This window comes from Vibrio cholerae (genome assembly GCF_008369605.1).
GTDB lineage: Bacteria > Pseudomonadota > Gammaproteobacteria > Enterobacterales > Vibrionaceae > Vibrio > Vibrio cholerae.
Map to the genome: position 1 here is coordinate 931,887 of NZ_CP043556.1, position 25,555 is coordinate 957,441.

The window sequence follows — 25,555 nt, forward strand, 5'->3', positions numbered from 1 at the left end:
ACTGCCGCCTGTCAACGTTAACTTTGTGATTTGACGAGAAGATGTCTGTTTTGCTGCGATTTGATGACGGCTCGAAAAAACTATGAAAAAGGCGAGCACTCTGGCTCGCCTTTGTTAAACGGATGATCATCCGGATGACCGATTAGTCCTGATAACTGTCAATGCTTGGGCATGAACAGACGAGGTTACGATCGCCGTACACGTTATCGACACGATTCACCGTTGGCCAGTATTTGCTGGCTTTGGTGTGCGCCGATGGGAAGCAGGCGATTTCACGTGAGTATGGACGCTCCCACTTCTCTTCGCGCAGATCCGCTTGGGTATGTGGCGCATGTACCAGAGGGTTGCTTTCAAGCGGCCATTCGCCATTTTTCACCTTGTCGATCTCGCCACGAATCGCAATCAATGCATCACAGAAGCGATCCAGCTCCGCCAAATCTTCCGATTCCGTTGGCTCAACCATTAAGGTGCCCGCGACTGGGAATGACATGGTTGGCGCGTGGAAGCCGTAGTCCATCAAGCGTTTGGCAATATCTTCTTCGCTAATCCCAGTTTCTTCTTTCAGAGGACGGATATCGATGATGCACTCGTGCGCCACTCGACCATTTGCACCACGGTAAAGGATCGGGTAATGCGGACGCAGACGCTCCATCACATAGTTGGCATTCAAAATCGCCAGCTTGGTGGCTTCAGCCAGACCTTCTGCACCCATCATCGCAATGTAGGCCCAAGAGATCGGCAGAATGGACGCGCTGCCAAGATCGGCTGCGGAAACCGCGAAATCAGAACCCTCTACGCCACCTTCAATGTGTCCTGGCAGGAAAGGTGCTAGGTGCGATTTCACACCGATAGGTCCCATGCCTGGGCCGCCGCCGCCGTGTGGAATACAGAAGGTTTTGTGCAAGTTCAGGTGTGATACGTCTGAGCCGATAAAGCCCGGTGAGGTCAGCCCCACTTGCGCGTTCATGTTTGCACCATCAAGGTAAACTTGACCACCTGCTGCATGCACCATTTCACACACTTCACGCACTTGCTGTTCATACACACCATGCGTTGAAGGGTAGGTGATCATGATGCTGGAAAGATGGTCTTGGTGCTTTTCAATTTTGTCCGCAAGGTCAACCATATCAATGTTGCCGTTTTCATCGCATTTCACCACCACGACTTTCATCGACACCATTGCCGCTGTGGCTGGGTTGGTGCCATGTGCAGAGCTTGGAATGAGGCAAACATTGCGGTGGCCTTCGCCGCGGCTTTGGTGATAACGCTGAATCGCCACTAAACCTGCATATTCACCGGAAGCTCCAGAGTTGGGTTGCAGTGAGAAAGCATCGTACCCCGTGATTTCACACAGTTTTTGCTTCAGGTCTTCAGCCAATGCCGCATAGCCCGCTGCTTGTGCTTTTGGTACAAACGGATGCAGTGCGCCAAACTCAGGCCAAGTGACGGGAATCATCTCCGCGGTAGCGTTGAGCTTCATGGTGCAACTGCCTAGCGGGATCATGCCGTGAGTCAGAGAGAAATCTTTGTTTTCCAGATGCTTCATATAACGCAGCATCTGAGTTTCACTGTGGTGTGTGTTAAACACAGGGTGAGTCAAAAACGCGCTTTGACGACGGCAACTTTCTGGAATCGCGGCGAGCTCATTGGTCGCAATACGGTTTGAAAGTGCATGAACCTCTTCTTTAATACCAAAGATCGCAAAGAGCGCTTCAACGTCAGCCACTGTCGTGGTTTCATCAAAGCTCACGCCAAGCTGATTAGGCAGTTTACGCAGGTTGATGTCCGCTTGTTGCGCAGCTTGGTACAGAGCATCGGTTTTTGCACCTGTATTGATCGCCAGCGTATCAAAGAAATGCTGATGCGCCAGTTCGTAACCCGCTTTGGTTAAGCCAGCAGCAAGAATCGCGGTGAGGTGGTGAGCGCGGCGCGCAATAGTGCGCAGACCTTGTGGGCCATGGTACACCGCATAAAACGCGGCCATGTTGGCCAACAGCGCTTGTGCGGTACAGATGTTTGAGGTCGCTTTTTCGCGCCGAATGTGCTGCTCACGGGTTTGCATTGCCATACGCAATGCTTGGTTACCTTTCGCATCAATCGAAACACCGATCACACGTCCCGGCATGGTGCGTTTGTGCGCATCACGTGTTGCCATGAACGCCGCGTGTGGACCGCCGTAACCCATAGGCACACCAAAGCGCTGTGCTGAACCAATCACCACATCAGCACCCATTTCACCGGCAGGTTTGAGCAGCACGCTGGCAAGTAAATCGGTCGCCACGGTGACTAAGGTTTTGTTGGCTTGTGCTTTGGCGATGATGTCAGTCAGATCGCGCACTTCACCGGTTGTACCCGGGTATTGCAGCAGTGCGCCAAAAGCTTCTTGTTGAGTGATGTTGTCAATCGAATCGACTTTCACCTCAAAGCCGAGGAATGCGGCGCGAGTTTTCACCACTTCAATGGTTTGTGGATGCACGTCATCGGCAACAAAGAACAAGTTGCTTTTGCTCTTGCCTGCGCGTTGACACAGGGCCATCGCTTCGGCCGCTGCTGTCGCTTCATCCAGCAGTGACGCGTTCGCAATCTCCATCGCGGTTAAATCCATCACCATCTGCTGATAGTTAAGCAGCGATTCAAGACGGCCTTGCGAGATTTCTGGCTGATAAGGAGTGTAAGCGGTGTACCAGCCCGGGTTTTCCATCACGTTACGTAAAATGACGTTAGGCGTGAAGGTGTTGTAGTAACCCTGACCGATGAAAGTCCGTTTAAGCTGGTTAAGTTTGGCGAACGATTTCATCGTTGCCAGCATATCAGCTTCGCTTTGAGCGGGCGCGAGCTGCATTGGCGCTTCTAAACGGATTTGTGCAGGCACGGTTTGGGCGATCAGCGCATCCAAACTGTCCGCATTCACCGTTTTAAGCATGGTGGCTTGTTCTTGTTTATCTGGCCCGTTGTGGCGTGCAACGAACTCATTTTGTGTGCTTAGGCTGTGAAGTAATTCTGTCATTGTCCTTTACCTTCTTTCCATGTGAGCATGCGAACAACCTTGGTGGAATCACCACTCACTTGGCGATCAAACATCACTCATTTGCGGTGAGTGACTTTGAAAAAAAGCCGCCCTGAAGGGCAGCTTTCTCATGCATATTGTGTTTAGTCTTCTTCGATTGAAGCTAGGTACTCTTCCGCGTCTTTTAGATCTTTGAGTTCATCAGGATCGGACATTTTCACTTTCACGATCCAGCCGCCATCGTAAGGCTCTTCATTAATCAGCTCTGGGCTGTTTTGCAGATCTTCGTTGACTTCAATGACGACACCTGTCACTGGTGCATAGATGTCAGAAGCGGCTTTCACCGACTCAACCAGTGAAAAGCTGTCACCCGCATCAATTTCGGCATCGATTTCAGGTAACTCTACAAACACTACGTCACCGAGCATTTCTTGGGCGTGCTCAGAGATGCCGATGGTTACTGTACCGTCACCGTTGTCGCGAACCCATTCATGGCTTTCTGTGAACTTCAGTGTCTTGTCCATTGCGTATTCTCCAAAAAATATCGTACTGATAAAAAGCTATTGATAGAGCGGGAAGCGTTGGCACAGTGCTTTCACTTGTTTACGCACTTGTTGCTCAACGTCAGGGTTGCCTTCTGGGCTGGCCACCAAACCATCCAGAACATCCCCAATCCACTCACCGATGAGTTTGAATTCTTCACGACCGAAACCACGGCTGGTTCCGGCAGGCGTACCTAAACGAATGCCCGATGTAATCATAGGCTTCTCTTCGTCAAATGGGATGCCATTTTTGTTACACGTGATCCCGGCACGCTCTAAGGCTTGTTCAACTTGGTTGCCTTTCAAACCTTTAGGTCTAAGATCGACCAACATGAGATGCGTATCCGTTCCGCCAGTCACAATGTCACACCCGCGAGTTTGCAACACTTCAGCCAGCACTTTTGCGTTATCGATCACCGAATCAATATAAGTACGGAATTCAGGGCCGAGCGCTTCACCAAATGCCACTGCTTTAGCGGCAATCACGTGCATCAGTGGGCCACCTTGTAAACCGGGGAACACCGCAGAATTGATCTTTTTATGGATCTCTTCGTTGTTGGTCAAAATCATGCCGCCGCGCGGGCCACGTAGAGTTTTGTGTGTGGTAGTGGTGACGACATGAGCATGCGGCAGCGGGCTTGGATGTGCGCCAGTTGCTACCAATCCGGCAATGTGCGCCATATCGACCATTAACAGCGCGCCAACTTCGTCAGCAATCGCGCGGAATTTAGAAAAATCAATCACGCGTGGAATGGCACTGCCGCCTGCGATGATCATTTTTGGTTTGTGTTCTAACGCCAGTGCACGAACAGAATCGTAGTTAATTTCGAGGGTTTGACGATCCACACCGTATTGCACCGCATTGAACCATTTACCTGAAAGAGCAGGGCGCGCTCCATGGGTTAGGTGGCCGCCTGCATCTAGCGACATACCCATAATGGTGTCGCCCGGTTGCAGCAGAGCAAGCATGACCGCGCCATTCGCTTGAGCGCCTGAGTGTGGTTGAACGTTTGCGTATTGACACTGAAAAAGCATTTTGGCGCGTTCGATAGCAATCTGCTCAACGCTGTCAACATGCTCACAACCGCCGTAGTAACGACGGCCGGGATAACCTTCGGCGTATTTGTTAGTCAGGCAAGTGCCTTGCGCCTGCATTACGGCTTTAGAGACGATGTTTTCAGAGGCAATCAGTTCGATCTGTTCATTTTGGCGGGTGTATTCAGCTTGAATGGCGGCAAATACCGCATCGTTGGTCGCCGCCAGTGGGGTAGAGAAGAAGTTCTCAAGGCTAACGTTGGGATAAGCTTTGTTTAGATTTGCATTCATAGTAGATGGCCTTCCAATCTGATAACCACACTAACATGGGGTTATCGCTCCTTTTTCTGATCGCGATAGCTATCACGATCGGCTGAGTCATTCCTAATCTTGATTGCCCTAAACCTTGGCAATATAACCCCAATGCGCGGGATCGAAAACTCGCGGAAATTGACTGGTCATTCAGCCTAAAGCAGCGAGTGATTGCATCTCTTCATCTAACAAGTCGGTAACATACTCTTTGCTTACAGAACAATCAATCAAAAATTTCCTATAGGAAACACGGTTTCTGATCTGCTTAGCAAAAGTACTTTTATTTCTCTGTGTACTCTTTAATCAACAAATCGCTTCATGCCACAATGCTTGGTAGACAGGAAGTTTTATAACCAGAGGGAAAGCATGTCAGAAGACATTTATGATGAGTACCCATCCATCACTTTGGCGCGCGAATCGGGCGAGCAAGGCATCGAGCCTCTCAAGCTGGGTCAGCGGATCAAAGATATTCGCACGCGATTAGGTATCACGCTTGAAGAGGCGAGCCAGCGTACTGGGCTCGCTCGCTCTACACTGAGCAAAATTGAAAACGAACAGATTTCGCCAACCTTTCAGGCTATGCAAAAATTGGCGCATGGTTTGCAGATTGATATGCCACAACTCTTTGAGCCACCGAAGAAAATTGTAGCGACAGGGCGGCGTGATATTACCCGTAAAGAAGCAGGAAAACCGCACCCAACCCAAACCTATGAACATGAATTGCTGGCAACCCAGCTTTCTAACAAAAAGATGATGCCGTTCAAAAGCCGCGTGCGTGCCAGAGCGTTTGAAGAATACAGCGACTGGGTGCGTCACGATGGTGAAGAGTTTTTGCTGATCCTCGAAGGTGAGGTGATGTTTTACAGCGAATTTTATGAGCCGGTACATCTGGTGGAAGGGGACAGTGTGTATTACGACGCCAACATGGGACACATGCTGGTTTCAGTGAGTGAAGAGGATGCGCTGATCCTTTGGGTCACCGCAAGATAGTGAGTTTCCTATCCGAAACATCCGCGTATAACAACCCAAGACGTGGAGTGTGTTGGTGGTGGTTTTTGATAACCATTCCTTAACAATGTTGTTAACTGTGATGGTGAGCACTGTTTAAATTTGGTGAATCCTCTAAAACGGGCTCGGCTTGTTTATTATCGGAAACATAGTTTCCTCACTAAAGGAATCTTGCCACGGTAGATTGCGCCAAAAGCGCAGCTTTGGCTTATATGGAGAACAAGAATGACTGAACAACACGAAACCTTACTGACGACACCGCTACATGCGCTACACATTGAAGTTGGCGCAAAGATGGTGCCTTTTGCGGGCTACGATATGCCAGTGCAATACGCCCTTGGGGTGAAAAAAGAGCATATACACACCCGTGAAGCAGCAGGTCTGTTTGATGTTTCCCACATGGGGCAACTGCGTTTGTACGGTGCTCAAGCTGCTGCCGCCTTAGAAGCCTTGGTTCCGGTTGATATTATTGATCTCCCTGTTGGCAAACAGCGTTATGCGTTTTTCACCAATGCCCAAGGTGGCATTATGGATGATTTGATGGTGGCCAATATGGGGGATCATCTGTTTGTGGTGGTGAACGCGGCGTGTAAAGCGCAAGACATTGCGCATCTAAAAGCGCATCTGCCTGCGGATGTTGAGATGGAAGTGATTGAAGATCGCGCTCTGCTCGCGCTGCAAGGCCCCAAAGCGGCGCAGGTGCTCGCACGTTTGCAACCTGCCGTTGCCAAGATGCTGTTTATGGATGTTCAACTCCTTGAGATCGATGGTGCAGAATGTATTGTCAGTCGCAGTGGCTACACCGGTGAAGATGGCTACGAAATCTCAGTGCCTGCTGATAAAGCGGCGGCACTGGCTCGTAAACTGACGGATTTTGAAGAAGTGGAGTGGATAGGCCTTGGTGCGCGCGACTCACTGCGTTTGGAGTGTGGTTTGTGTCTCTATGGACACGATCTCGACCCAACCACAACGCCAGTCGAAGCAAGCTTGCTGTGGGCTATTCAGCCAGTTCGCCGCAAAGGTGGCGCGCGTGAGGGCGGCTTCCCCGGTGCAGAGATCATTCTCAGCCAGATTGAAACCAAACAAGTCAGCCGTAAACGCGTCGGTTTGGTAGGACAAACCAAAGCGCCAGTACGCGAAGGCACTGAACTGTTTGATGCGCAGGGCAACAAGATTGGTATCGTGACCAGTGGAACTGCAGGCCCAACGGCCGACAAACCAGTTTCCATGGCTTATGTCAGCACTGAGCACGCCGCTTTAGGCGGTGAAGTGTTTGCTGATGTGCGCGGGAAGATGCTGCCAATGACTGTCGAAAAAATGCCTTTTGTGCCTCAGCGTTATTATCGCGGAGCATAATTTCTTCAGTGTCATTCTTATGAGTAACGCTTATTAGCAAAGGAAGGGAAACCTTCCTTTGTGCTTTTTGCAACGGAGGTTTGCAGTCTCAACTGACCGAGAAAGCGGTTGTCATTTCAGCATATTGCTTTATGATGCTGCGACGTACTTAAGCTGGTGCATCCGTATTTGTACCAAAATTTGTACCGAATTTTTTGAACTCGTTACGCTGCAATTCATAACAAAATGAATTTAAGCGTAATTTTTTTCACACAAGTGTTGCTTGGTGTGCAACACCACTGTAAGGATAATACATGCCTATTATTACTCTTCCTGACGGTAGTCAGCGTCATTTTGACAACCCAGTATCTACTCTCGAAGTTGCCCAATCTATCGGCCCAGGTCTTGCGAAAGCAACCATTGCCGGTCGTGTGAATGGTGTACGCGTTGATGCTTGCGATCTGATTGAACACGATGCCAGCCTAGAAATCATCACCACGAAAGATGAAGTCGATGGTTTAGAAATCGTGCGTCACTCATGTGCGCACTTGCTTGGCCATGCACTGAAGCAGCTTTACCCAAATGCGAAAATGGCGATTGGTCCAACCATCGACAGCGGTTTTTACTACGACATCGATCTCGAGCAGTCTCTCTCTCAAGAAGATCTTGAGAAAATCGAAGCTCGCATGGTTGAGTTAGCGAAAACCAAATACGCGGTTGTCAAAAAGAAAGTGAGCTGGCAGGAAGCGCGCGATACCTTTGAATCGCGTGGCGAAAGCTACAAAATGGAAATTCTTGATGAAAACGTGGCGCGTGATGATCGCCCAGGTCTTTACCATCACGAAGAATACATTGACATGTGCCGTGGTCCACACGTACCCCACATGGGCTTTTGTCAAAACTTCAAATTGCTGAACATTGCAGGTGCATACTGGCGTGGTAACAGCGATAACAAAATGCTGCAGCGTATCTACGGTACCGCGTTCCATGATAAGAAAGCTCTCCAAGCGCATTTAACTCGCCTTGAAGAAGCAGCAAAACGTGACCATCGTAAAATCGGTAAGCAACTTGATCTGTTCCATATGCAGCAAGAAGCGCCGGGTATGGTGTTCTGGCACCACAATGGTTGGTCAATCTTCCGTGATCTGGAAATTTTTATTCGTCAAAAATTGAACGAATACGGTTACCAAGAAGTAAAAGGTCCATTGATGATGGATCGCGTGCTTTGGGAACGTTCAGGTCACTGGGACAAATACGCTGATGCGATGTTCACCACTTCATCAGAAAACCGTGAATACGCGATCAAGCCGATGAACTGTCCGGGTCACATCCAGATTTTCAACCAAGGTTTGAAATCTTACCGTGATCTGCCATTGCGCATGGCTGAGTTTGGTTCCTGTCATCGTAACGAGCCATCAGGTTCACTACACGGTATCATGCGTGTGCGTGGCTTTACTCAAGATGACGCGCATATCTTCTGTACTGAAGATCAAATTCAACAAGAAGTGACTTCGTGCATCAAGATGGTGTATGACACTTACACGACTTTTGGCTTCCAAAATATCGTGGTGAAGTTGTCTACTCGCCCTGAAAAGCGCGTGGGTAGCGATGAAATTTGGGACAAATCAGAACAAGCGCTGATCGATTCTCTGAAGGCAATGGACATTCCATTTGAAATTCAGGAAGGCGAAGGTGCGTTCTATGGTCCGAAAATTGAGTTTACACTCTACGACTGTTTAGATCGTGCGTGGCAATGTGGTACAGTGCAGCTCGATTTCAACTTGCCTACACGTTTAGGTGCCACTTACGTTGGTGAAAGCAATGAACGCTTAATTCCGGTGATGATCCACCGTGCGATTTTGGGTTCACTTGAACGCTTTATCGGTATTCTGATTGAAGAATACGCAGGATTCTTCCCAACTTGGTTGGCGCCAGAGCAGGCTGTTGTTGTAAATATCACGGATAAACAAGCCGACTATGCTCATGAAGTCGCTCAAAAGCTACAAAAATGTGGCATTCGAGCAAAAGCAGACTTGAGAAATGAGAAAATAGGCTTTAAAATCCGCGAACACACTTTGAAGCGTGTTCCGTACATGTTGGTTTGTGGCGACCAAGAGATGGAAGCTGGCGAAATCGCAGTACGTACACGTAAAGGTAAAGATCTTGGTAAATTTAAATTGGATGATTTTATTGCACATATCCAAGCTGAGATTGCAAGCCGTAAGCTTAATCTGGAGGAATAAACTATTAAAGGCGGAAGACGTGGCCAAGTTCCGGTCAAGCAAAACCAGCATCGTTTAAACGGTGAAATTCGTGGCGTTCGTGAAGTTCGTTTAACTGGCGCAGACGGTGAGTCTGTAGGTATCGTTTCGATCCAAGAAGCACTGGCTACAGCAGAAGAATCTGGTTTGGATCTCGTTGAGATCAGCCCTAACGCCGAGCCACCAGTCTGTCGTGTGATGGACTATGGCAAGTTCCTCTTTGAGAAGAGCAAGGCTACAAAAGAGCAGAAGAAGAAGCAAAAGCAGATCCAGATTAAGGAACTCAAATTCCGTCCTGGGACTGATGTGGGAGATTATCAGGTAAAACTACGCAACCTGATCCGTTTCCTAGAAGAAGGCAACAAAGTGAAAGTAACTATTCGCTTCCGTGGCCGAGAGATGGCTCACCAAGACATCGGTGTAGACGTTTTGAATCGACTGAAAGAGGACACTGACGAATTCGCAGTGGTTGAGTCTTTCCCGACCAAAATTGAAGCACGCCAGATGATCATGGTGTTAGCCCCTAAAAAGAAGTAATTAACGGCATTACAAGTAATAAACCTAGCCGTTGAAAGGCGGCTGGGTTTTATTCGCCCTGATTACACTGTTATTTAACTACTACAATGCGGAGTTATTCATCATGCCTAAGATGAAAAACAACAAAGGTGCTGCTAAGCGTTTCAAGAAAACTGCTGGTGGTATTAAGTACAAGCACGCTACTAAACGTCACATTCTGACTAAGCGTACTACTAAGAACAAGCGTCAGCTGCGTCCAAACGCCATTCTGCCTAAGTGCGAACTGGCTGCTGTAGCACGTATGCTTCCATACGCTTAATTCTTTTTAGTTTAATATTCGTTTAGTTTAGGAGAGACATAATGCCTCGCGTAAAACGTGGTGTACAAGCTCGTGCACGTCATAAGAAAGTTTTAAAACAAGCTAAAGGTTACTACGGTGCACGTTCACGTGTTTATCGTGTAGCGTTCCAAGCAGTTATTAAAGCTGGTCAATACGCTTACCGTGACCGTCGCGCTAAGAAACGTCAATTCCGTCAACTGTGGATTGCACGTATCAACGCAGCGGCTCGTCAAAATGGTCTATCTTACAGCCGTTTCATCAACGGTCTGAAGAAAGCATCTATCGAGATCGATCGTAAGATCCTTGCTGATATCGCAGTATTCGACAAAGCAGCATTCGCTGTTCTGGTTGAAAAGGCGAAAGGCGCTCTGTAATAGCGTGTTATTAAGAAAGGGGAGCATTTATGCTCCCTTTTTTCTATCTGTGAAATCTCATGATTTCGCAAAGAACCCATGCTAAAGACGAGATAATGGGCTTAAAACACCGCTTGCACCTCTATCAAGAACATGAGTGTAAATCTGTGTCGTTTTTACATCGGTATGTCCTAGTTGCTCTTGTACGGTACGTATATCAGCCCCCACTTCAAGCAAATGTGTTGCAAATGAATGTCTGAGAGTGTGGCAAGTCACGGTCTTTTCAATCCCCGCTTCTTGAGCCGATCTTCTCACCGCTTTTTGTAGTACCGTTTCGTTTATATAATGGCGACGCATCACATCGGATTCCGGATCTAGAGATAACTGAAAAGACGGAAAAAGATAGTGCCAACGAAATTCATAAGGTGCATTTGGATACTTTTCTTTTAAGGCTGTGGGCAGCCAAACCCCGCCGTAGTTTTTTTGGTGCAAGTCTCGATCGTAATAGCGTTTTGCTAGCGCAATTTGCTCTTTGAGATGCGGATAGAGTTCTTTTGCTAATGTTACCGTGCGATTTTTACCCCCCTTACCTTGCCAGATTCTGATTGCACCATAATCAAAATCGATATCTTGGACTCTCAAGCGCATACACTCCATCAACCTTAACCCCGAACCGTAGAGTAACTTGATGGGAAGTTGATGCTTAGGATCGACAATTTCAAGTAAACGTCGAATCTCATCTCTAGTCAGTACAACCGGTAACTTTCGTTCTAGTTGCGAGCGTTGAAAGTGGATCTCAAGAGAAAGGGGTGTTTTTAGAATTTCTTTGTATAGAAAACTGAGTGAGTTCAAGGCTAGTGATTGAGTCTTTGTGGCCACTTTACCTTGCACGGCTAAGTATGTTAAAAATTCTTCGACCTCTTTATCTCCCATTAAGCTAGGGTGCTTTTTATTATGAAAATGGATGTAACGAGTGATCCAATGAAGGTAAGCTTCTATGGTTTTTTTGGCATAGTATCGAGTTTGCATAAATTCGCGAACACTTAACAAAAACTGGGATTTCATATAGTTCTCACTGAATATTTAACTGGTTATTTATACAGTATTTGTTGGTTGTTTTTATGTCAAGAGGCTATGCAGACATCAGCAATCTATAAGCTGAGATTTTTGAATGGTGTGATGCTCAACATACTGATTTAGAAGGTTGTTATGGTAGTATGCACCCAGTAGTCTATTAATTAGATAGCGGTAGCCTACCTGTTGGAAAGGTAAGAAGCTGTCTAGAAAGCGTTATACGAACTCGTAAAATTTAGCACGGAGAGTGAATTGAAAGATTATGAAGTTTATCTGTTCGATATGGACGGAACATTAGTAAACTCAGAGCCTTTAAAGGGCAAAGCGTTAGCATTGGCGTGCTCTGATTATGGCGCGCACGTAGATAACAATATATATAAAGATGTTATGGGTGAAAGTTGGCAGGTTGTAACGGGGCACTTCTTTAAAAAAGCTAATATTGCTCCTGATTTAACAGAGTTCAATCGCTACTTTCGCGCTCACTACGAACAAATGCTCAATGACGAGCTTGAGCTCAATATTGGAGCGAAGGCTTATATAGAACAGTTGAAACTATCGGGCAAAAAATGTGGTGTTGTGAGTTCAGCAGCAACATGGATGGTAGAGAAAATTCTAACCTCGTTGCAGCTAGATAATGCTTTTGACCTTGTTATCACACAAGAGCATGTAACTAAGCATAAACCTGACCCTGAAGCTTACACTTTAGCTCTTGCCAAATTAGCAGCTTCACCAGCACAAACAATAGTGTTTGAAGATTCTACAGCGGGTATCCTAGCTGGAAAGTCAAGTGGTTGTGACGTCATTGCTATTAAGCATAGCTTCAATGGCAAAAATGATCTAAGTGGTGCAATAAAAGCAATCTGTACATACGAGGAAATGTTCGTATAACAAACGCCTCAAGAGGGACTGTCAACGCGTAGCGTTTCCAGTCCCATTGAGCCGCGGTGGTTTCGGCTGTTGTGATTGAGTTTAGTGGTAATGCGTTGCCAGCCCCTTAGGCGAGCGTTATGTGCCAAGGAGTAATTTTGAAGTTTCGATTAATACTTATTTCTTTTGCCTTTATGGTTAGTTCTGTTTACGCAAATGATATGCCTTCAGAGGTAGTAGCACTTAAGAAAGCATTTCAAGCTATACCTGGAATTAGGACTGCCGAAGTAGGTAAGCATCATTACTCGAAAGAAGATATTGTTACATTAAACGAGATTTATTTTCCTAGAGAATATGCTGATTTACCAATATCAATGTATAGAAGGAGTGGAGGAAACCTTAATAATGAAATTTTAATTAATGTTGTATTTGAGATTCAAAAGGATGCATTAGGGCTGCAAGCATTAGAATTTCTTTCTTGGTGGGTTCGTGATCTATCAAGGTCTGGTGATAATGTTCAAATACGAACTATTGGTTTACCGCCGATTGTAGGTGATACAGTCCAGCTCGGTAATACCTTAAGTTTTTGGTTTGAAGCCTATATCGTGACAGAAAGAGACGATATCGGGCTTGTTCTAATTGAAATTTCTGACTTAGCACAATCGCTAAACTCTAGCTATAACCTATATAAATCAGCATTTGATAAATAGGCACATAACAAACTGTTTAAGAGGGATTCGCAACGCGTGGCACTTTTACTATGCGTTGACTTAAGTGTTTAAGGTGGTATGCGGCGGCTTCGGTATTGCGTTGCTCACCCCTTAACAGGGCGTTATGTTTTTCCGTAGAAAAAGGACACATCAGTGAAAATAGCGGTAATTTACTTTACTAAAACAGATGTTACAGGAAAGTTGGCGCAAGAAGTTATCAAAGGGATCTGTGGCGCAGAGCCGAATGCAGTTGTTCTTGAACATCGTATTGACGGAAAGGAAATTGTAGAGGGTCGGTTTATCAACCCCACACTTTTCGAAAGTCTACTCGAATGTGATGCCATCATAATGGGCTCACCTACATATATGGGTGGCGTTTCTGCTCAATTCAAAGCATTTGCTGACGCAAGTAGTGAGTTTTGGAGTGAGCAAATGTGGTCAAGTAAAGTGGCGGCTGGTTTTACAAGTGGTAGCGCTCCGAATGGCGATCAATCAAGTACGCTAAATTATTTGGTTACTTTGGCAAATCAACACGGTATGTATTGGGTTGGCCTAGATTTGGCTCATGGTTATAAAGATCAAGGTTTAAATCGTTTTGGCTGCCAGCTTGGTGTTGTTTCTCAATCAGTTGATGGTGTTGCTGACGAGGTTGACTTACTTTCAGCGAAGTATTTAGGGCAGAGGGTTGTGGGTCTGGTTTCTAAACTTAAGCCCAAAACATAACAAACACTTCAAGCGGGACTGTCAACGCGTAGCGTTTCCAGTCCCATTGAACCGAAGTGGTTACGGCTGTTGGTTTAAGCTGTGCGGTAGCGTTGCCAGCCCCTTAAGCGGGCGTTAGGTGTTCATTAGATATCTGAACCAAACGTCATGCTTGAACGTAAAACTGGTCATTCCGAAATTTGGCTATTTAATGTGGACATGAACCAAGAAGTTGAGTCAAGAATTATAGAAATGGCATGGGAAGATCGTACTCCATTCGAGGCGATAGAGTTTCAATTTGGTTTAAATGAGTCTGATGTTATTAGGTTTATGCGCAGCCGACTTAACTCAAGCAGTTTCAAACTATGGCGTAAACGCGTTTCAGGACGTAGTACCAAACATGTCAAGTTACGTGGTGTAGATGTATCTAGAGGTTATTGTAAAACGCAGTATAAGCATAGACAGCCTCTCCACACCTAACAAACGCCTCAAGAGGGACTGTCAACGCGTGGCGTTTCCAGTCCCATTGAGCCGCGGTGGTTGCAGTTGTTGTGTTTGGGTTTAGTGGTAATGCGTTGTCAGCCCCTTAGGCGGGCGTTATGTGATTGAGCATAAACAAAAACAGCCCTTCTGGTGTGGGCTGTATTATAGATGGCGAACATACTAGTGTTCAGGCATTTCTATTATTCTAATCGCGCTATCAATTGCTTTAGTGAAGTCTCTGCTGTTTTCGAGTTTTCCAGAGCTTGCTGGTCCTAGAACGCAAGAATACAAAGCGAGTTGTTTCTCGAAAGACAAATCCAGTTGTTCATACAGAAGTTGCCGAGTTTCAGCATGTTGTTCTGGTTCTTGGTTTGCAAGGTTGATTAAAGTTTCAGAAATAAGAGATTTCATATAATTTTTCCTTATTATGGTGTTGGGTGCTTATTGATTATATCGATAAGTTAGATGCAAGTCGTGAGCAACAATCACATAACAAACGCCTCAAGAGGGACTGTCAACGCGTGGCGTTTCCAGTCCCAATGAGTCGCGGTGGTTACGGTTGTTGTTTTTTGAGTTTGGTGTAATGCGTTGCCAGCCCCTTAGGCGGGCGTTATGTGAATTTTGTGAACAACAAAGAGATTGGTAATGGTAAATTTTACTGCTGGGAAGTGGATTTCTGAACCGAAAGTGAGTGAAGTCACTTCAGAGTTTGTGTCGATAACTACTGAGCCGAAAACAGATTTTTGGCAACGTTCTTATTATGGTTTTCGTAATGAAAATGCTCCTGCATTATTGATTGACTCAAAAGACAATTTCACATTTACCGCTAAGGTAAGTTTTGCTTATCAACAGCTGTTTGATCAATGTGGATTGATCGTTTATATCGATAATGAAAATTGGTTTAAAGCTTCGATAGAGTACGAAAATCAATCATTTTCTAGACTTGGTAGTGTAGTTACAAATTTAGGGTATTCAGATTGGGCAACTACCGATATCCCGCTTCCTAAAGAGATTTGGTATCGTTTAAGTCGTAGAGGGCCAGATTTTCTTATCGAATCCTCGTTTGATGGCTTGGTTTTTAACCAGATGCGTATCTTTCACTTACATCAGTTGGGAGAGACTACGATAGAAATGGGTAAATGTAATCCCCCTTTGCCGATACAAAAAGTGGCCAGTTTTGGAGTTTATGCGTGTAGTCCTTCAGAATCATCGTTTACAGCAAAATTTACCGAAATGAGCCTGGAGCCTTGTAAATGGTTAGCTCACTAGGCTCAAATTCACATAACAAACGCCTCAAGAGGGACTGTCAACGCGTGGCGTTTCCAGTCCCATTGAGCCGCGGTGGTTTCGGTTGTTGTGTTTGAGTTTAGTGTTATGCGTTGTCAGCCCCTTAGGCGGGCGTTAGCTTCTTGAAGCAAAATTCATCAAAGTCTGGGTTTAATTATTCTGAAGATTCAGCTTTTAGCGTTCAAGTTGCACAATTTAGCTTTTGAGTTTTGCCTGATGTTGATTTGGTAGAGCGTATTGAAATTTCAGCAGTTTCAAAGCCGCCGTAAGCTAACAAACCTCGATGCTTCCATTTTGTTGGATGCTCCACACGGAAAGTTTGGTTTCACAAAGGCTGCATCATCGCTGAAAGTGTGCTTTCTTTGTCGCGGACTCTTAACCGTGGCCAACTTAGCCTTGAGCGTTTTAAGTTTTGGCAGCTAACTTCACAGCTTTTGGCGTTGGACGTGTGTTTGCGTGATGCTTTTTCGTAAAATCGCTTTCAAGCAAAGGTGTTTAAAAGTTATTGGGAAACAATAGGCTACGAAGCTAACAAACGCCTCAAAGGGACTGTCAACGCGTGGCGTTTCCAGTCCCATTGAACCGCGGTGGTTACGGTTGTTGTGTTTGAGTTTAGTGGTAATGCGTTGCCAGCCCCTTAGGCGGGCGTTAACCCTCTCACACGTACGTGTGAAAACATCACCTTTCGTAACGTTGCGTTACAGAGTAAGTCACCTTCGATGTGCATCGCACATACGTGTGTGTGGGTTATTTTTTAGAAGTACGTTGTACTTCATTTAATTTCCAATTGTTGTGCAATCTATTGCACGATATAATCTCCTCATCAATACAAACTGGAGGTTCTTATGGAAATAAGTGTAATAGCGGCTATAGTCATACCTGTAACATGTGTAATGTATAAGTTAAAGTATGATTACGGAGATTACTACAATAAAAATTAAGCATAGTTATACTTGCTTTTATTATTCTAGGTATAGCAACTTGCCTTGCATTCTTAGCTGGTGCAGATTATTTGTCTCCACCTAAAGATTTATCTAAGTATCCTTTCTACACCACAGTTCAAAATATTGCTACATCTTTGACAATATCCCTTGGATCTTGGAGTATTATTCTTTTCTTACCCACCAATAAATCTAGGGATAATGCTCAGTAGGTTGATATACATCAGACCCCAAAAGGCGATAAGTAGATTTAACTCTCGATCTGTAATATTTTCAAACATTATGTTTCTCCATTTTAAAGGGAATTGAAATTATGCGTAATATTGATCCTAAAGCTCCATTAAAATGTATTCAGATTAATGGTTTACCAATTAAATTAGAACTATTTTTAAATACTCCAGACAATCCATTACTTATTAAGTTACCTGTAACCTATCGAACTAAGGAAGGTGAAAAGTTTGTATCTGAAGGTGATGTTTACCAATTGAAGCATAAAATAAAAGTAAGTGCTTTTGAGTATAAAATGATTTTCACCATTTTACAGGATCAATAGTTACATGTGATAGATTTGGTACACTACAACTCCAAGAAATAATTTCTAAAGTCAAACCTTTCGCCATCTCCACATCTTTACAGGTGGCGTAAAGTTTAGGGAATAAATCTAAAGCAGCTTTTTGGTAAGGATATTCACACTCCAAAAGGTCATTAATGTTTATATATTTCTCTGTGTTATCCATAATATTTCTCCTTATGAGAGTTAATTTAGGTTGTTACCTTGCGGTAACGGTTTATATTTCGTGTGCATCGCAGCACACAGGGTTAACAAAGCATTTAAGTGGATTCACAACGCTCGGTGTTCCGAGCAAGAGTTAAGGTTCACAACTATGCGTTGTTCACCACTTAATGCAGCGTTATGCTTAATCCATAAAAATCAGTAGGTTGTGTTATCGGTTTCTTTGGCATTTCGTTCAGGTTTTGTCGGCAATTCAATATTGTTTTTCGCTGCCTAATGAAGCGGCAATGTGTCTGGCGCTGTAAATTCTGAGTGATTGCCTCATTGGAATGTTGAGTCTGCACGAGGTGAGTTCTGCTCTCTCAAGTCGCTTTGAGCAGTTTGGTGCCTTTACTTATGGGCTTAAAGTCTGTCAGCAATTGAGCATTGTTTTTCGCTGCCTAATGAAACGGCAATGTATCTGTCGCTGTAAATTTCAGTGTCATTGCCTCATTGAGTTGTTGCGCCCATGCGTGGTGAGTGAGTTTGTCGGAGAGGTTTTCCACATTGGCCTAGTTGCTAAATGGAAGCCTGTATTGGTTATTTCATAGGTAAAAGTTGAGTCAGTTCTAACTCAAGAAAATTCGAAGTTTTGTCAATAATTTCAGTGAATTATTCTTGAGTTCGCTCAAATGTAAAGTGTTGAAGCTTAAGCATAACAAACGCCTCAAGAGGGACTGTCAACGCGTGGCGTTTCCAGTCCCATTGAGCCGCGGTGGTTACGGTTGTTGTGTTTAAGTTTAGTGGTAGTGCGTTGCCAGCCCCTTAGGCGGGCGTTAGGACTTAAGAGGAAAAAATGGGAAACAATGTATCTAGAATCTTTGCGGTTTTGACTATGGTAGTTGCAATGACATTTGCAATTTATGAGCAATCAAGCTCACTATTTACTGTAGATGCTGAATTAGTGAAGTTAAGAGAAATACAAAATAAGGTTGAGCTAGAAATGCTTCAAAGTCAGCTAGCTAAGTTAGTTGATGGAAAAATAGCTTCTATTCCACCTACCGAAAAATCTGAATTTGTTGTAATTAATCAGAAAATTACGAATTTGGAAGCCAAAATTGAAAATATAAATGCCCAAACCATCGGGCTACGACAAGCAATTAATCCCACAAAGCCTGACGAAATTCTTACAATTGCAAGACTGACTGATGAGGTTAAATTTCTAAAAACTGATCTGGACAAAATTGAAAAAAATATGGTTGCTCAACAAAAGGCTTTCCAAGACTCGATACTGAGAGAGCTTAAATCGTCCAATGACTCGACAACATTGATTTTAGTTGTGCTATTGCCATTAGTTCTAAATTTCCTATATACGGTCTGGAAAGATTTTAAAGTCAGTGCTCAAAAAAAAGAACAGTCCTAACAAACGCCTCAAAGGGACTGCCAACGCGTGGCGTTTCTAGTCCTAATGAGCTGCGGTGGTTGTAGTTGTTGTGTTTGAGTTTGGTTGTATGCGTTGCCAGCCCCTTAGGCGGGCGTTAGTTGCTCTTTGGAAAAATCACTATGAAACATGACTTATCAGTCGATGTTAGGCCAGCACAGGAAAATGAGTTAGAGCTTGTGTTTAAGCTGATGACTGAGCATAACGAATGGACTCGATTTAATGCTCCTTACTTTCCGTATTCTCATCCGACTTTGGCTGATTTTGCGGATTCAACCTTCCAACGGTTATTGGTTGGTTCAGATATGCAGTTAGTCATTTGTAATGAATTACCCGTTGGGACGGTGAGTTGTTATTGGGAATGTGAGGAAACCCGTTGGCTTGAAGCTGGTATTGTCATTTATGACGAAAGTTATTGGGGAAAAGGGATCGCATCAATAGCATTATCTCAATGGATTTCGTATCTGTTCGAAACACAAGAAATAGAGCGGGTAGGCATGACAACATGGTCGGGAAATGATCGCATGATGTCATTAGCGACAAAGCTAGGTTTGAAGCAAGAGGCACGGCTGCGCAAAGTTCGTTATTACCAAGGGATCTATTATGATTCAGTGAAATATGGTGTGATTCGAAGCGAATGGGAAGAACGCAACTAACAAACGCCTCAAGCGGGACTGTCAACGCGCGGCGTTTCCAGTCCCATTGAGCCGCGGTGGTTTCGGTTGTTGTGTTTGAGTTTAGTGTTATGCGTTGCCAGCCCCTTAGGCGGGCGTTATGTGCATACGAGTTGAAACGGAGAGAGTAATGCCGCTAATTGAGATTCCAGATGAGTTAAGGTCAAAATGTGGCTCTAATTTACACTGGGATTTGTACAAAGTTGATGTGAGATTGAGGTCTGGAGTCATACTCTACGATTTAAGTGTGCGAGACAAGGTAGCTTTTGAGCCAACTGTTGATGAATCTCCTGATAAATACAATTTTCAAAGTTCAGATATCGTAAATATTAGACCTGCGACTGTGCCAAGTCGTATTAAAACCTTATTTCTTGGTTGGTAGTAGTCTTCACATTAGTTGTTGTCCTGATGTTCGAGCATCGGCACATAACAAACGCCTCAAGAGGGACTGTCAACGCGTGGCGTTTCCAGTCCCATTGAGCCGCGGTGGTTACGGTTGTTATGTTTGAGTTTAGTGGTAGTGCGTTGCCAGCCCCTTAGGCGGGCGTTAGAATTATCAGAGGAAGTATGCATAACGATTTGAAAAATGTTTCAGACCACTTGTTAGTCCTGGGATTAGGTATATTAGCTCAAGCTCAAAAAAACGCCCTATATTCGAGCTATGATACATATTTGGACGAAGGAGTTTTTGGGGTACTTCAATCAGCTCAAGCTGCAGAATTGCTGATAAAGTCTTTTATAGCTCAAGAACATCCATTACTTATATTCTCAAATATCCCGAAATCAACTTCAGTTAATGGAGAGCTTTTATCTATTGAGCATATGTTTGAAAAGGGTGCTACCTTACAATATAGTGAGTTACCAGAAAAACTTTGGGCGGCAACGGGTTATAAGGTCCCAAATATAGAAACATATAAATCGTTTGGAAAATTAAGAAATACGATTCAGCATTTCGCGTTGCCTAATGACGGAACAGATTTCAGACGAGAATCAGTCAAGTTTATATATGAAGTTATCGACCCTCTAATGCAGCATTTCCTGTCCGATAGTGCAGTAAATTATGTGGATATTGAAGAGCCCGAAACGGATATTAGAGAGATTTTGTCTAATTTTGGGATGAAAGTTAAGAGCTAGATTAAATAGTCTCAGATATCGTTGAAAATAATTCTAACAAACGCCTCAAGAGGGACTGTCAACGCGTGGCGTTTCCAGTCCCATTGAGCCGCGGTGGTTTCGGTTGTGGTGTTTGAGTTTAGTGGTCATGCGTTGCCAGCCCCTTAGGCGGGCGTTAGCTTCTTAAAGACTAGAACCATCAAAATCTAAGCTCATTTGTTGTGAAAAATCAGCTTTTAGCGTTCAAATTTCACAACTTGGCTTTCGAGTTTTTCTGATGCCGATTTGGTAGAAAGTGTTGAAAGTTTGGTTTCACAAAAGGCTGCATCATCGCTGTGATCTTGCTTTCTTTGTCGCGGACTCTTAACCGTGGCCAACTTAGCCTAGATCGTTTTAGGTTTTGGCAGCCAGCTTCACAGCTTCACAGCTTCACAGCTTCACAGCTTTTGGCGTTGGACGTGTGTTTGTGTGATGCTTTTGCGTAAAATAGATTTCAAGCAAATGTGTTAAAAGCCATTGTTAAACAATGGGCTACGAAGCTAACAAACGCCTCAAGAGGGACCGTCAACGCGCGGCGTTTCCAGTCCCATTGAGCTGCGGTGGTTTCGGTGGTTGTGTTTGGGTTTGGTTGTTATGCGTTGTCAGCCCCTTAGGCGGGCGTTATGCGCTAATTGGAAAAATTGACAGGAGTTAACAATGAATCAGCATGGAAAACTCAATTATGTAGAATTTGCAGCGAAAGACTTAGAGTCAACGAAAGCGTTCTTTTCAAAGGTTTTTGGCTGGAGCTTTGTTGACTATGGACCTGAATATGCAGCATTTTCAAATGAAGGGTTAGACGGTGGTTTTTTCAAGGCTGAGCTTTCTAGTCGGACTAAAAATGGTAGCGCATTGTTAATTTTCTACAGTTCAGACATTGAAGCCACTTTAGAAAAAGTCGTGAAAAATGGCGGTCATATCATCCGTCCTATCTTTGAGTTTCCTGGTGGTTGTCGTTTTCATTTTACAGAACCAAGTGGTAATGAATTTGCTGTTTGGTCTGAAGCACGCGCATAACAAACGCCTCAAGAGGGACTGTCAACGCGTTGCGTTTCCAGTCCCAATGAGCTGCGGTGGTTACGGCTGTTGCGTTTTAGTTTAGTGTTATGCGTTGCCAGCCCCTTAGGCGGGCGTTATGCCCAAAGTATTTTAGGTCGGAGTATGTCAATAGAATCTATCGTGGAAACCACTTGGTCTGAGATATTGAAACTACAAGCAGAAGTCTATAATTTGGTTGAACCAGAGAGCCTGGAAGTATTGAGAGATAAGTGGCTAAGATCGCCAAGTAGCTGTTTTACCTATCGAGATGATGAACAATTAATGGGGTATTTGTTAGCGCATTCTTGGAATAGTAGAACTCCTCCGAAATTGTTCAATAAATTACCGAAAGGTACAGAAGGCTCAATTTTATTCCTCCACGATTTGGCAGTATCGAATCATACGTTTGGCAAAGGTATTGGGCTTTGTTGCGTAAATCGATGGAACTAAATCAATAGCTTACGATCTGATCGGCTACATTCATTCACTCTGTAGCCTCATGCCGAAACCACGTTACAAAACAAACAACTGGAAACAATACAATCAAGCTCTCATCAATCGTGGTTCTCTGACTTTTTGGATTGACGAAGAAGCGATAAGTGAGTGGAAACAAGGGAAGCAAAACAAGCGTGGGAGACCTCGTGTTTTCAGTGATTTAGCCATCACTACTGCTTTGATGGTAAAGCGTATCTTTTCCATGCCACTGCGTGCTTCGCAAGGCTTTATGGATTCCGTTTTTCAACTTGCCCAACTCCCACTGCGCTGCCCACACTACAGTTGTATCAGTCGTCGAGCCAAAGACGTTAACGTGAGTTTCAAAACAAAAACCAAAGGACCGATTCAGCACCTTGCTATCGATGCTACTGGCCTCAAGGTTTATGGTGAGGGTGAGTGGAAAGTCAAAAAACATGGCACGGATGGTAAACGCAGAGTGTGGCGAAAATTACATCTCGCAGTAGATACGAGTACACACGAAATTATTGCCGCAGAGTTGAGCTTATCTTCGGTCACTGATGCAGAGGTGCTGCCTAACTTGCTCAAGCAAACACGGCGAAAAATCCTTGAGATATCAGGCGATGGTGCTTATGACACAAGGGGTTGCCACGCAGCAATCCGCATTAAACGAGCGATAGCGCTCATCCCTCCACGAGAAGGCGCAGCATTCTGGGAGCGAGGTCATCCAAGAAACTTAGCGGTGGGTTGTCAAAAGTTATTCGGTTCGAATAAACATTGGAAAGAGCGGTATGGCTACCACAAGCGTTCACTATCCGAGACGGCGATGTATCGCGTGAAACAGTTGCTTGGTGGACGATTAAGTCTAAGAAATTACAACGCACAAGTTGGTGAAACTTACGCGATGATCAAAGCGTTAAATAAGATAACAGGGCTTGGTATGCCTAAAACTTGCCGTATTGGCTAACTATCAATCTAAGTAGGGCTACTCGGCTTCGAAAACGAATTACGCAACAAAGCCAAGGTATTGGCTCAGAAATGATTGAGCATTTAGTGAATGTTGCGACAGCTTCAGGTTACAAAGAAATCTTGCTAGTTTCTGTTCAGAATTCGATGCAATTTTGGCAAAAACAGGGTTTTACAAGTGTAGAACATGAAGTGTGTAACAGTTATGGAGATAGTGCGCAGTTGATGAGGCGAGTACTTTTGGCATAACAAACGCCTCAAGAGGGACTGTCAACGCGTGGCGTTTCCAGTCCCATTGAGCCGCGGTGGTTACGGTTGTTGTGTTTAAGTTTAGTGTTATGCGTTGCCAGCCCCTTAGGCGGGCGTTATGTGCTTTTAGGAAAATTTAAAAATGAACTTCTTTACGTCTCCATTTTCTGGGATTCCCTTAGATCAGCAAGTAACAAATCCGAACATTATTGTGGGAAAACACAGTTATTATTCTGGTTATTATCACGGGCACAGTTTCGATGATTGTGTGCGATATTTACATCCAGAAAGAGATGACGTTGATAAGTTAGTCATAGGGAGTTTTTGTTCTATAGGCTCTGGTGCTGTATTTATGATGGCCGGTAATCAAGGGCATCGCAGTGATTGGATAAGTACATTCCCATTTTTCTATCAGGATAATGATAATTTTGCAGATGCACGCGATGGTTTTACGCGTTCAGGAGACACAATTATTGGTCATGATGTGTGGATTGGCACTGAGGCTATGATAATGCCTGGGGTTAAAATTGGACATGGAGCGATAATCGCCAGTCGTTCAGTAGTGACTAAGGATGTTGCACCTTATGAAGTGGTCGGTTCAAATCCTGCTAAACATATCAAGTTTAGATTTTCTGATGTGGAAATAGCGATGTTACTTGAAATGGCATGGTGGAATTGGCCAGAATCGTGGTTGAAAGAGAGTATGCAGTCTCTGTGTTCATCAGACATTGAAGGGCTTTATCTCAATTGGCAGTCAAAAGCACGCACATAACAAACGCCTCAAGAGGGACTGTCAACGCGTAGCGTTTCCAGTCCCATTGAGCCGCGGTGGTTGCAGTTGTTGTGTTTGAGTTTAGTGTTATGCGTTGCCAGCCCCTTAGGCGGGCGTTAGTTGCCAACCAGCAACAAATCAGTTGTATTAGTTCCGACTAGATCTGACACTTCAATTTGAAAAGAAGAGAGTTACCCACTTTGATTAAAGGTGCTTAATCACTAGTCAAAGACAAAAAGAGGTAACTCTCATGCTTCATACTAGCAATCCAATCATCAAACACAAAGCGGGCCTTCTCAATCTTGCAGAAGAACTCGGTAATGTATCTAGAGCCTGTAAGGTTATGGGGGTATCAAGAGATACTTTCTACCGTTATCAAGAGTTGGTTGAGACGGGCGGTATTGATGCTCTGATTAACCAGAGCCGAAGAGCACCGAACTTAAAGAACCGTGTTGATAGTGAAACTGAGCAAGCCGTTATCAAATACGCCATCGACTTCCCAGCTCATGGACAAGTTAGAACGAGTAATGAATTACGTAAACTGGGGGTGTTTATCTCTCCAAGTGGCGTACGCTCAATCTGGCTTCGCAATGACCTAGAGAACTTCAAGAAACGTCTTATCGCACTGGAGAAACAGGTCGCAGAGAACGGTATTATCCTAACGGACGAGCAAGTCGCGGCTCTTGAGCGTAAGAAGCACGATGATGAGGCTTGTGGTGAGATAGAAACAGCGCATCCAGGTTATCTCGGCTCTCAAGACACGTTCTATGTTGGCAACTTGAAAGGTGTTGGGCGCATCTATCAACAAACCTTCGTTGATACCTACAGTAAAGTCGCCTTTGCCAAGCTCTACACAACGAAAACACCAATCACAGCAGCGGATATGTTGAATGATAAGGTTCTACCGTTCTTTGAGGCGCATGAACTGCCAATGCTGCGAATCTTGACTGACCGAGGCACTGAATACTGTGGTCGTGTTGAACAGCACGATTACCAGCTCTACCTAGCCATTAATGATATCGACCACACGAAAACTAAAGCGATGTCACCACAAACAAATGGTATCTGCGAGCGCTTCCACAAGACCATATTGAATGAGTTCTACCAAGTGACATTCAGAAAGAAACTGTATGGTTTTATCGAAGAGTTGCAGAAAGATCTGGACGAATGGATGGACTACTACAACAATCACCGTACTCATCAAGGAAAAATGTGCTGTGGCAGAACGCCGATAGAAACATTAAAGGATGGGAAATCAATCTGGGCTGAAAAGAATCTAGCCCAGATATAATCTGACAGGCACCAAGTCGAAAAGTGGGTAACTG

29 protein-coding genes and 1 pseudogene are annotated in these 25,555 nt (G+C 44.6%); 24 read left to right on the forward strand and 6 right to left on the reverse strand.

The annotated features are described in order from the left end of the window. Positions 1 to 142 precede the first annotated feature (142 nt). The 3 genes from gcvP to F0316_RS18220 form a co-directional block, all read right to left on the reverse strand. Entirely contained in the window at positions 143 to 3,007 is a 2,865-nt protein-coding gene (gene gcvP, locus F0316_RS18210; RefSeq protein ID WP_148522946.1) for an aminomethyl-transferring glycine dehydrogenase, read from the reverse strand. 143 nt (positions 3,008 to 3,150) lie between these two features. After that, positions 3,151 to 3,531 (reverse strand): glycine cleavage system protein GcvH, encoded by a 381-nt coding sequence (gcvH, locus tag F0316_RS18215; protein WP_000361811.1) that lies wholly within the window; start codon positions 3,529 to 3,531, stop codon positions 3,151 to 3,153. A 36-nt stretch (positions 3,532 to 3,567) separates the two neighbouring features. Further along, positions 3,568 to 4,875 carry a serine hydroxymethyltransferase gene (locus tag F0316_RS18220; RefSeq protein ID WP_148520683.1) on the reverse strand — a complete coding sequence of 436 codons (1,308 nt, stop codon included), beginning with the start codon at positions 4,873 to 4,875 and terminating at the stop codon, positions 3,568 to 3,570. 387 nt (positions 4,876 to 5,262) lie between these two features. Between F0316_RS18220 and F0316_RS18225 the strand changes: the two genes are divergently transcribed. From F0316_RS18225 to rplT, 6 genes are all read left to right on the forward strand, one after another. Beyond that, entirely contained in the window at positions 5,263 to 5,886 is a 624-nt protein-coding gene (locus F0316_RS18225) for a helix-turn-helix domain-containing protein (protein ID WP_001287801.1), read from the forward strand. Between the two features lie 243 nt (positions 5,887 to 6,129). Further along, on the forward strand, positions 6,130 to 7,260 hold the full coding sequence (gene gcvT / locus F0316_RS18230; protein WP_000139210.1) for a glycine cleavage system aminomethyltransferase GcvT: 1,131 nt from the start codon (positions 6,130 to 6,132) through the stop codon (positions 7,258 to 7,260). Positions 7,261 to 7,553: 293 nt separating this feature from the next. Further along, a complete protein-coding gene (gene thrS / locus F0316_RS18235; protein ID WP_001121787.1) occupies positions 7,554 to 9,482 on the forward strand; it encodes a threonine--tRNA ligase in 1,929 nt (642 codons plus the stop codon). A gap of 66 nt (positions 9,483 to 9,548) precedes the next feature. Next, complete coding sequence (gene infC, locus F0316_RS18240) at positions 9,549 to 10,037, forward strand: translation initiation factor IF-3 (protein WP_217633082.1); 489 nt, start codon at positions 9,549 to 9,551, stop codon at positions 10,035 to 10,037. Positions 10,038 to 10,140: 103 nt separating this feature from the next. Further along, entirely contained in the window at positions 10,141 to 10,335 is a 195-nt protein-coding gene (gene rpmI, locus F0316_RS18245) for a 50S ribosomal protein L35 (protein ID WP_001885060.1), read from the forward strand. Positions 10,336 to 10,376: 41 nt separating this feature from the next. Continuing rightward, the gene (rplT, locus tag F0316_RS18250) at positions 10,377 to 10,730 is read left to right on the forward strand and encodes a 50S ribosomal protein L20 (RefSeq protein WP_001138366.1); all 354 of its coding nucleotides are present in this window, start codon (positions 10,377 to 10,379) and stop codon (positions 10,728 to 10,730) included. An 81-nt stretch (positions 10,731 to 10,811) separates the two neighbouring features. Here rplT and intIA read toward each other — a convergent pair whose 3' ends face one another. Next, the gene (gene intIA, locus F0316_RS18255) at positions 10,812 to 11,774 is read right to left on the reverse strand and encodes an integron integrase IntIA (protein ID WP_149560801.1); all 963 of its coding nucleotides are present in this window, start codon (positions 11,772 to 11,774) and stop codon (positions 10,812 to 10,814) included. Positions 11,775 to 12,065: 291 nt separating this feature from the next. On the opposite strand from intIA, the gene F0316_RS18260 reads away from it, so the two are divergent. From F0316_RS18260 to F0316_RS18275, 4 genes are all read left to right on the forward strand, one after another. Then, on the forward strand, positions 12,066 to 12,671 hold the full coding sequence (locus tag F0316_RS18260; RefSeq protein ID WP_149560873.1) for an HAD family hydrolase: 606 nt from the start codon (positions 12,066 to 12,068) through the stop codon (positions 12,669 to 12,671). Positions 12,672 to 12,808: 137 nt separating this feature from the next. Beyond that, positions 12,809 to 13,360 carry a hypothetical protein gene (locus F0316_RS18265; RefSeq protein WP_000672156.1) on the forward strand — a complete coding sequence of 184 codons (552 nt, stop codon included), beginning with the start codon at positions 12,809 to 12,811 and terminating at the stop codon, positions 13,358 to 13,360. Between the two features lie 153 nt (positions 13,361 to 13,513). Beyond that, positions 13,514 to 14,083 (forward strand): flavodoxin family protein, encoded by a 570-nt coding sequence (locus F0316_RS18270; protein WP_000686204.1) that lies wholly within the window; start codon positions 13,514 to 13,516, stop codon positions 14,081 to 14,083. Between the two features lie 198 nt (positions 14,084 to 14,281). Further along, positions 14,282 to 14,542 carry a TIGR03643 family protein gene (locus tag F0316_RS18275; RefSeq protein WP_033930540.1) on the forward strand — a complete coding sequence of 87 codons (261 nt, stop codon included), beginning with the start codon at positions 14,282 to 14,284 and terminating at the stop codon, positions 14,540 to 14,542. Between the two features lie 183 nt (positions 14,543 to 14,725). Here F0316_RS18275 and F0316_RS18280 read toward each other — a convergent pair whose 3' ends face one another. Further along, complete coding sequence (locus tag F0316_RS18280) at positions 14,726 to 14,956, reverse strand: PAS factor family protein (RefSeq protein ID WP_000838533.1); 231 nt, start codon at positions 14,954 to 14,956, stop codon at positions 14,726 to 14,728. A 234-nt stretch (positions 14,957 to 15,190) separates the two neighbouring features. On the opposite strand from F0316_RS18280, the gene F0316_RS18285 reads away from it, so the two are divergent. From F0316_RS18285 to F0316_RS18295, 3 genes and pseudogenes are all read left to right on the forward strand, one after another. Beyond that, complete coding sequence (locus F0316_RS18285; protein WP_162810208.1) at positions 15,191 to 15,814, forward strand: DUF1349 domain-containing protein; 624 nt, start codon at positions 15,191 to 15,193, stop codon at positions 15,812 to 15,814. Between the two features lie 309 nt (positions 15,815 to 16,123). Next, positions 16,124 to 16,305: pseudogene (locus tag F0316_RS18290) on the forward strand (DUF645 family protein). A 781-nt stretch (positions 16,306 to 17,086) separates the two neighbouring features. Further along, on the forward strand, positions 17,087 to 17,326 hold the full coding sequence (locus F0316_RS18295; RefSeq protein WP_149560802.1) for a hypothetical protein: 240 nt from the start codon (positions 17,087 to 17,089) through the stop codon (positions 17,324 to 17,326). On the opposite strand, the gene F0316_RS18300 is transcribed toward F0316_RS18295, so the two are convergent. Further along, positions 17,304 to 17,510 carry a hypothetical protein gene (locus tag F0316_RS18300; protein WP_149560803.1) on the reverse strand — a complete coding sequence of 69 codons (207 nt, stop codon included), beginning with the start codon at positions 17,508 to 17,510 and terminating at the stop codon, positions 17,304 to 17,306. The two genes, F0316_RS18295 and F0316_RS18300, sit on opposite strands and share 23 nt — an antisense overlap. 325 nt (positions 17,511 to 17,835) lie before the next feature. Between F0316_RS18300 and F0316_RS18310 the strand changes: the two genes are divergently transcribed. The 11 genes from F0316_RS18310 to F0316_RS18375 all read left to right on the forward strand — a co-directional run bounded on the left by F0316_RS18310 (position 17,836) and on the right by F0316_RS18375 (position 25,521). After that, complete coding sequence (locus F0316_RS18310; protein WP_172626084.1) at positions 17,836 to 18,096, forward strand: DUF3709 domain-containing protein; 261 nt, start codon at positions 17,836 to 17,838, stop codon at positions 18,094 to 18,096. A 245-nt stretch (positions 18,097 to 18,341) separates the two neighbouring features. After that, entirely contained in the window at positions 18,342 to 18,908 is a 567-nt protein-coding gene (locus F0316_RS18315; RefSeq protein WP_113629343.1) for a hypothetical protein, read from the forward strand. A gap of 140 nt (positions 18,909 to 19,048) precedes the next feature. After that, positions 19,049 to 19,582, forward strand: coding sequence for a GNAT family N-acetyltransferase (locus F0316_RS18320; RefSeq protein WP_033932142.1), 534 nt, complete (start codon positions 19,049 to 19,051; stop codon positions 19,580 to 19,582). Between the two features lie 148 nt (positions 19,583 to 19,730). Beyond that, positions 19,731 to 19,982, forward strand: coding sequence for a hypothetical protein (locus F0316_RS18325; protein WP_001128284.1), 252 nt, complete (start codon positions 19,731 to 19,733; stop codon positions 19,980 to 19,982). 185 nt (positions 19,983 to 20,167) lie between these two features. Then, on the forward strand, positions 20,168 to 20,734 hold the full coding sequence (locus F0316_RS18330) for a hypothetical protein (protein WP_000551289.1): 567 nt from the start codon (positions 20,168 to 20,170) through the stop codon (positions 20,732 to 20,734). Between the two features lie 305 nt (positions 20,735 to 21,039). Further along, the gene (locus tag F0316_RS20400) at positions 21,040 to 21,198 is read left to right on the forward strand and encodes a DUF645 family protein (protein ID WP_149560875.1); all 159 of its coding nucleotides are present in this window, start codon (positions 21,040 to 21,042) and stop codon (positions 21,196 to 21,198) included. Positions 21,199 to 21,409: 211 nt separating this feature from the next. Beyond that, the gene (locus tag F0316_RS18340) at positions 21,410 to 21,769 is read left to right on the forward strand and encodes a VOC family protein (protein WP_149560804.1); all 360 of its coding nucleotides are present in this window, start codon (positions 21,410 to 21,412) and stop codon (positions 21,767 to 21,769) included. 520 nt (positions 21,770 to 22,289) lie between these two features. Then, positions 22,290 to 23,210, forward strand: coding sequence for an IS5-like element ISVch8 family transposase (locus F0316_RS18350; RefSeq protein ID WP_149560805.1), 921 nt, complete (start codon positions 22,290 to 22,292; stop codon positions 23,208 to 23,210). Positions 23,211 to 23,281: 71 nt separating this feature from the next. Beyond that, positions 23,282 to 23,458 carry a GNAT family acetyltransferase gene (locus tag F0316_RS18355; RefSeq protein ID WP_149560806.1) on the forward strand — a complete coding sequence of 59 codons (177 nt, stop codon included), beginning with the start codon at positions 23,282 to 23,284 and terminating at the stop codon, positions 23,456 to 23,458. A gap of 142 nt (positions 23,459 to 23,600) precedes the next feature. Continuing rightward, the gene (locus F0316_RS18365) at positions 23,601 to 24,230 is read left to right on the forward strand and encodes a type B-5 chloramphenicol O-acetyltransferase CatB9 (protein ID WP_001009012.1); all 630 of its coding nucleotides are present in this window, start codon (positions 23,601 to 23,603) and stop codon (positions 24,228 to 24,230) included. 250 nt (positions 24,231 to 24,480) lie between these two features. Continuing rightward, the gene (locus F0316_RS18375) at positions 24,481 to 25,521 is read left to right on the forward strand and encodes an IS481-like element ISVvu4 family transposase (RefSeq protein ID WP_057569038.1); all 1,041 of its coding nucleotides are present in this window, start codon (positions 24,481 to 24,483) and stop codon (positions 25,519 to 25,521) included. The last annotated feature ends 34 nt before the right edge of the window (positions 25,522 to 25,555 follow it).

Excerpts from the sequence above, each read along its gene's own strand:
- F0316_RS18300 (WP_149560803.1), bottom strand. The coding sequence starts at position 17,510 with ATGGATAACACAGAGAAATATATAAACATTAATGACCTTTTGGAGTGT.
- F0316_RS18315 (WP_113629343.1), top strand. The coding sequence starts at position 18,342 with ATGGGAAACAATGTATCTAGAATCTTTGCGGTTTTGACTATGGTAGTT.
- F0316_RS18280 (WP_000838533.1), bottom strand. The coding sequence starts at position 14,956 with ATGAAATCTCTTATTTCTGAAACTTTAATCAACCTTGCAAACCAAGAA.
- F0316_RS18260 (WP_149560873.1), top strand. The coding sequence starts at position 12,066 with ATGGACGGAACATTAGTAAACTCAGAGCCTTTAAAGGGCAAAGCGTTA.
- F0316_RS18325 (WP_001128284.1), top strand. The coding sequence starts at position 19,731 with ATGCCGCTAATTGAGATTCCAGATGAGTTAAGGTCAAAATGTGGCTCT.
- F0316_RS18330 (WP_000551289.1), top strand. The coding sequence starts at position 20,168 with ATGCATAACGATTTGAAAAATGTTTCAGACCACTTGTTAGTCCTGGGA.
- F0316_RS18225 (WP_001287801.1), top strand. The coding sequence starts at position 5,263 with ATGTCAGAAGACATTTATGATGAGTACCCATCCATCACTTTGGCGCGC.
- gcvT (WP_000139210.1), top strand. The coding sequence starts at position 6,130 with ATGACTGAACAACACGAAACCTTACTGACGACACCGCTACATGCGCTA.
- F0316_RS18375 (WP_057569038.1), top strand. The coding sequence starts at position 24,481 with ATGCTTCATACTAGCAATCCAATCATCAAACACAAAGCGGGCCTTCTC.
- F0316_RS18285 (WP_162810208.1), top strand. The coding sequence starts at position 15,191 with ATGGTAAATTTTACTGCTGGGAAGTGGATTTCTGAACCGAAAGTGAGT.
- F0316_RS18340 (WP_149560804.1), top strand. The coding sequence starts at position 21,410 with ATGAATCAGCATGGAAAACTCAATTATGTAGAATTTGCAGCGAAAGAC.
- F0316_RS18310 (WP_172626084.1), top strand. The coding sequence starts at position 17,836 with ATGTTGAGTCTGCACGAGGTGAGTTCTGCTCTCTCAAGTCGCTTTGAG.
- F0316_RS18350 (WP_149560805.1), top strand. The coding sequence starts at position 22,290 with ATGCCGAAACCACGTTACAAAACAAACAACTGGAAACAATACAATCAA.
- F0316_RS18295 (WP_149560802.1), top strand. The coding sequence starts at position 17,087 with ATGCGTAATATTGATCCTAAAGCTCCATTAAAATGTATTCAGATTAAT.
- F0316_RS18220 (WP_148520683.1), bottom strand. The coding sequence starts at position 4,875 with ATGAATGCAAATCTAAACAAAGCTTATCCCAACGTTAGCCTTGAGAAC.
- rplT (WP_001138366.1), top strand. The coding sequence starts at position 10,377 with ATGCCTCGCGTAAAACGTGGTGTACAAGCTCGTGCACGTCATAAGAAA.
- gcvH (WP_000361811.1), bottom strand. The coding sequence starts at position 3,531 with ATGGACAAGACACTGAAGTTCACAGAAAGCCATGAATGGGTTCGCGAC.
- F0316_RS18275 (WP_033930540.1), top strand. The coding sequence starts at position 14,282 with ATGAACCAAGAAGTTGAGTCAAGAATTATAGAAATGGCATGGGAAGAT.
- F0316_RS18320 (WP_033932142.1), top strand. The coding sequence starts at position 19,049 with ATGAAACATGACTTATCAGTCGATGTTAGGCCAGCACAGGAAAATGAG.
- F0316_RS18355 (WP_149560806.1), top strand. The coding sequence starts at position 23,282 with ATGATTGAGCATTTAGTGAATGTTGCGACAGCTTCAGGTTACAAAGAA.
- thrS (WP_001121787.1), top strand. The coding sequence starts at position 7,554 with ATGCCTATTATTACTCTTCCTGACGGTAGTCAGCGTCATTTTGACAAC.
- intIA (WP_149560801.1), bottom strand. The coding sequence starts at position 11,774 with ATGAAATCCCAGTTTTTGTTAAGTGTTCGCGAATTTATGCAAACTCGA.
- rpmI (WP_001885060.1), top strand. The coding sequence starts at position 10,141 with ATGCCTAAGATGAAAAACAACAAAGGTGCTGCTAAGCGTTTCAAGAAA.
- F0316_RS18365 (WP_001009012.1), top strand. The coding sequence starts at position 23,601 with ATGAACTTCTTTACGTCTCCATTTTCTGGGATTCCCTTAGATCAGCAA.
- gcvP (WP_148522946.1), bottom strand. The coding sequence starts at position 3,007 with ATGACAGAATTACTTCACAGCCTAAGCACACAAAATGAGTTCGTTGCA.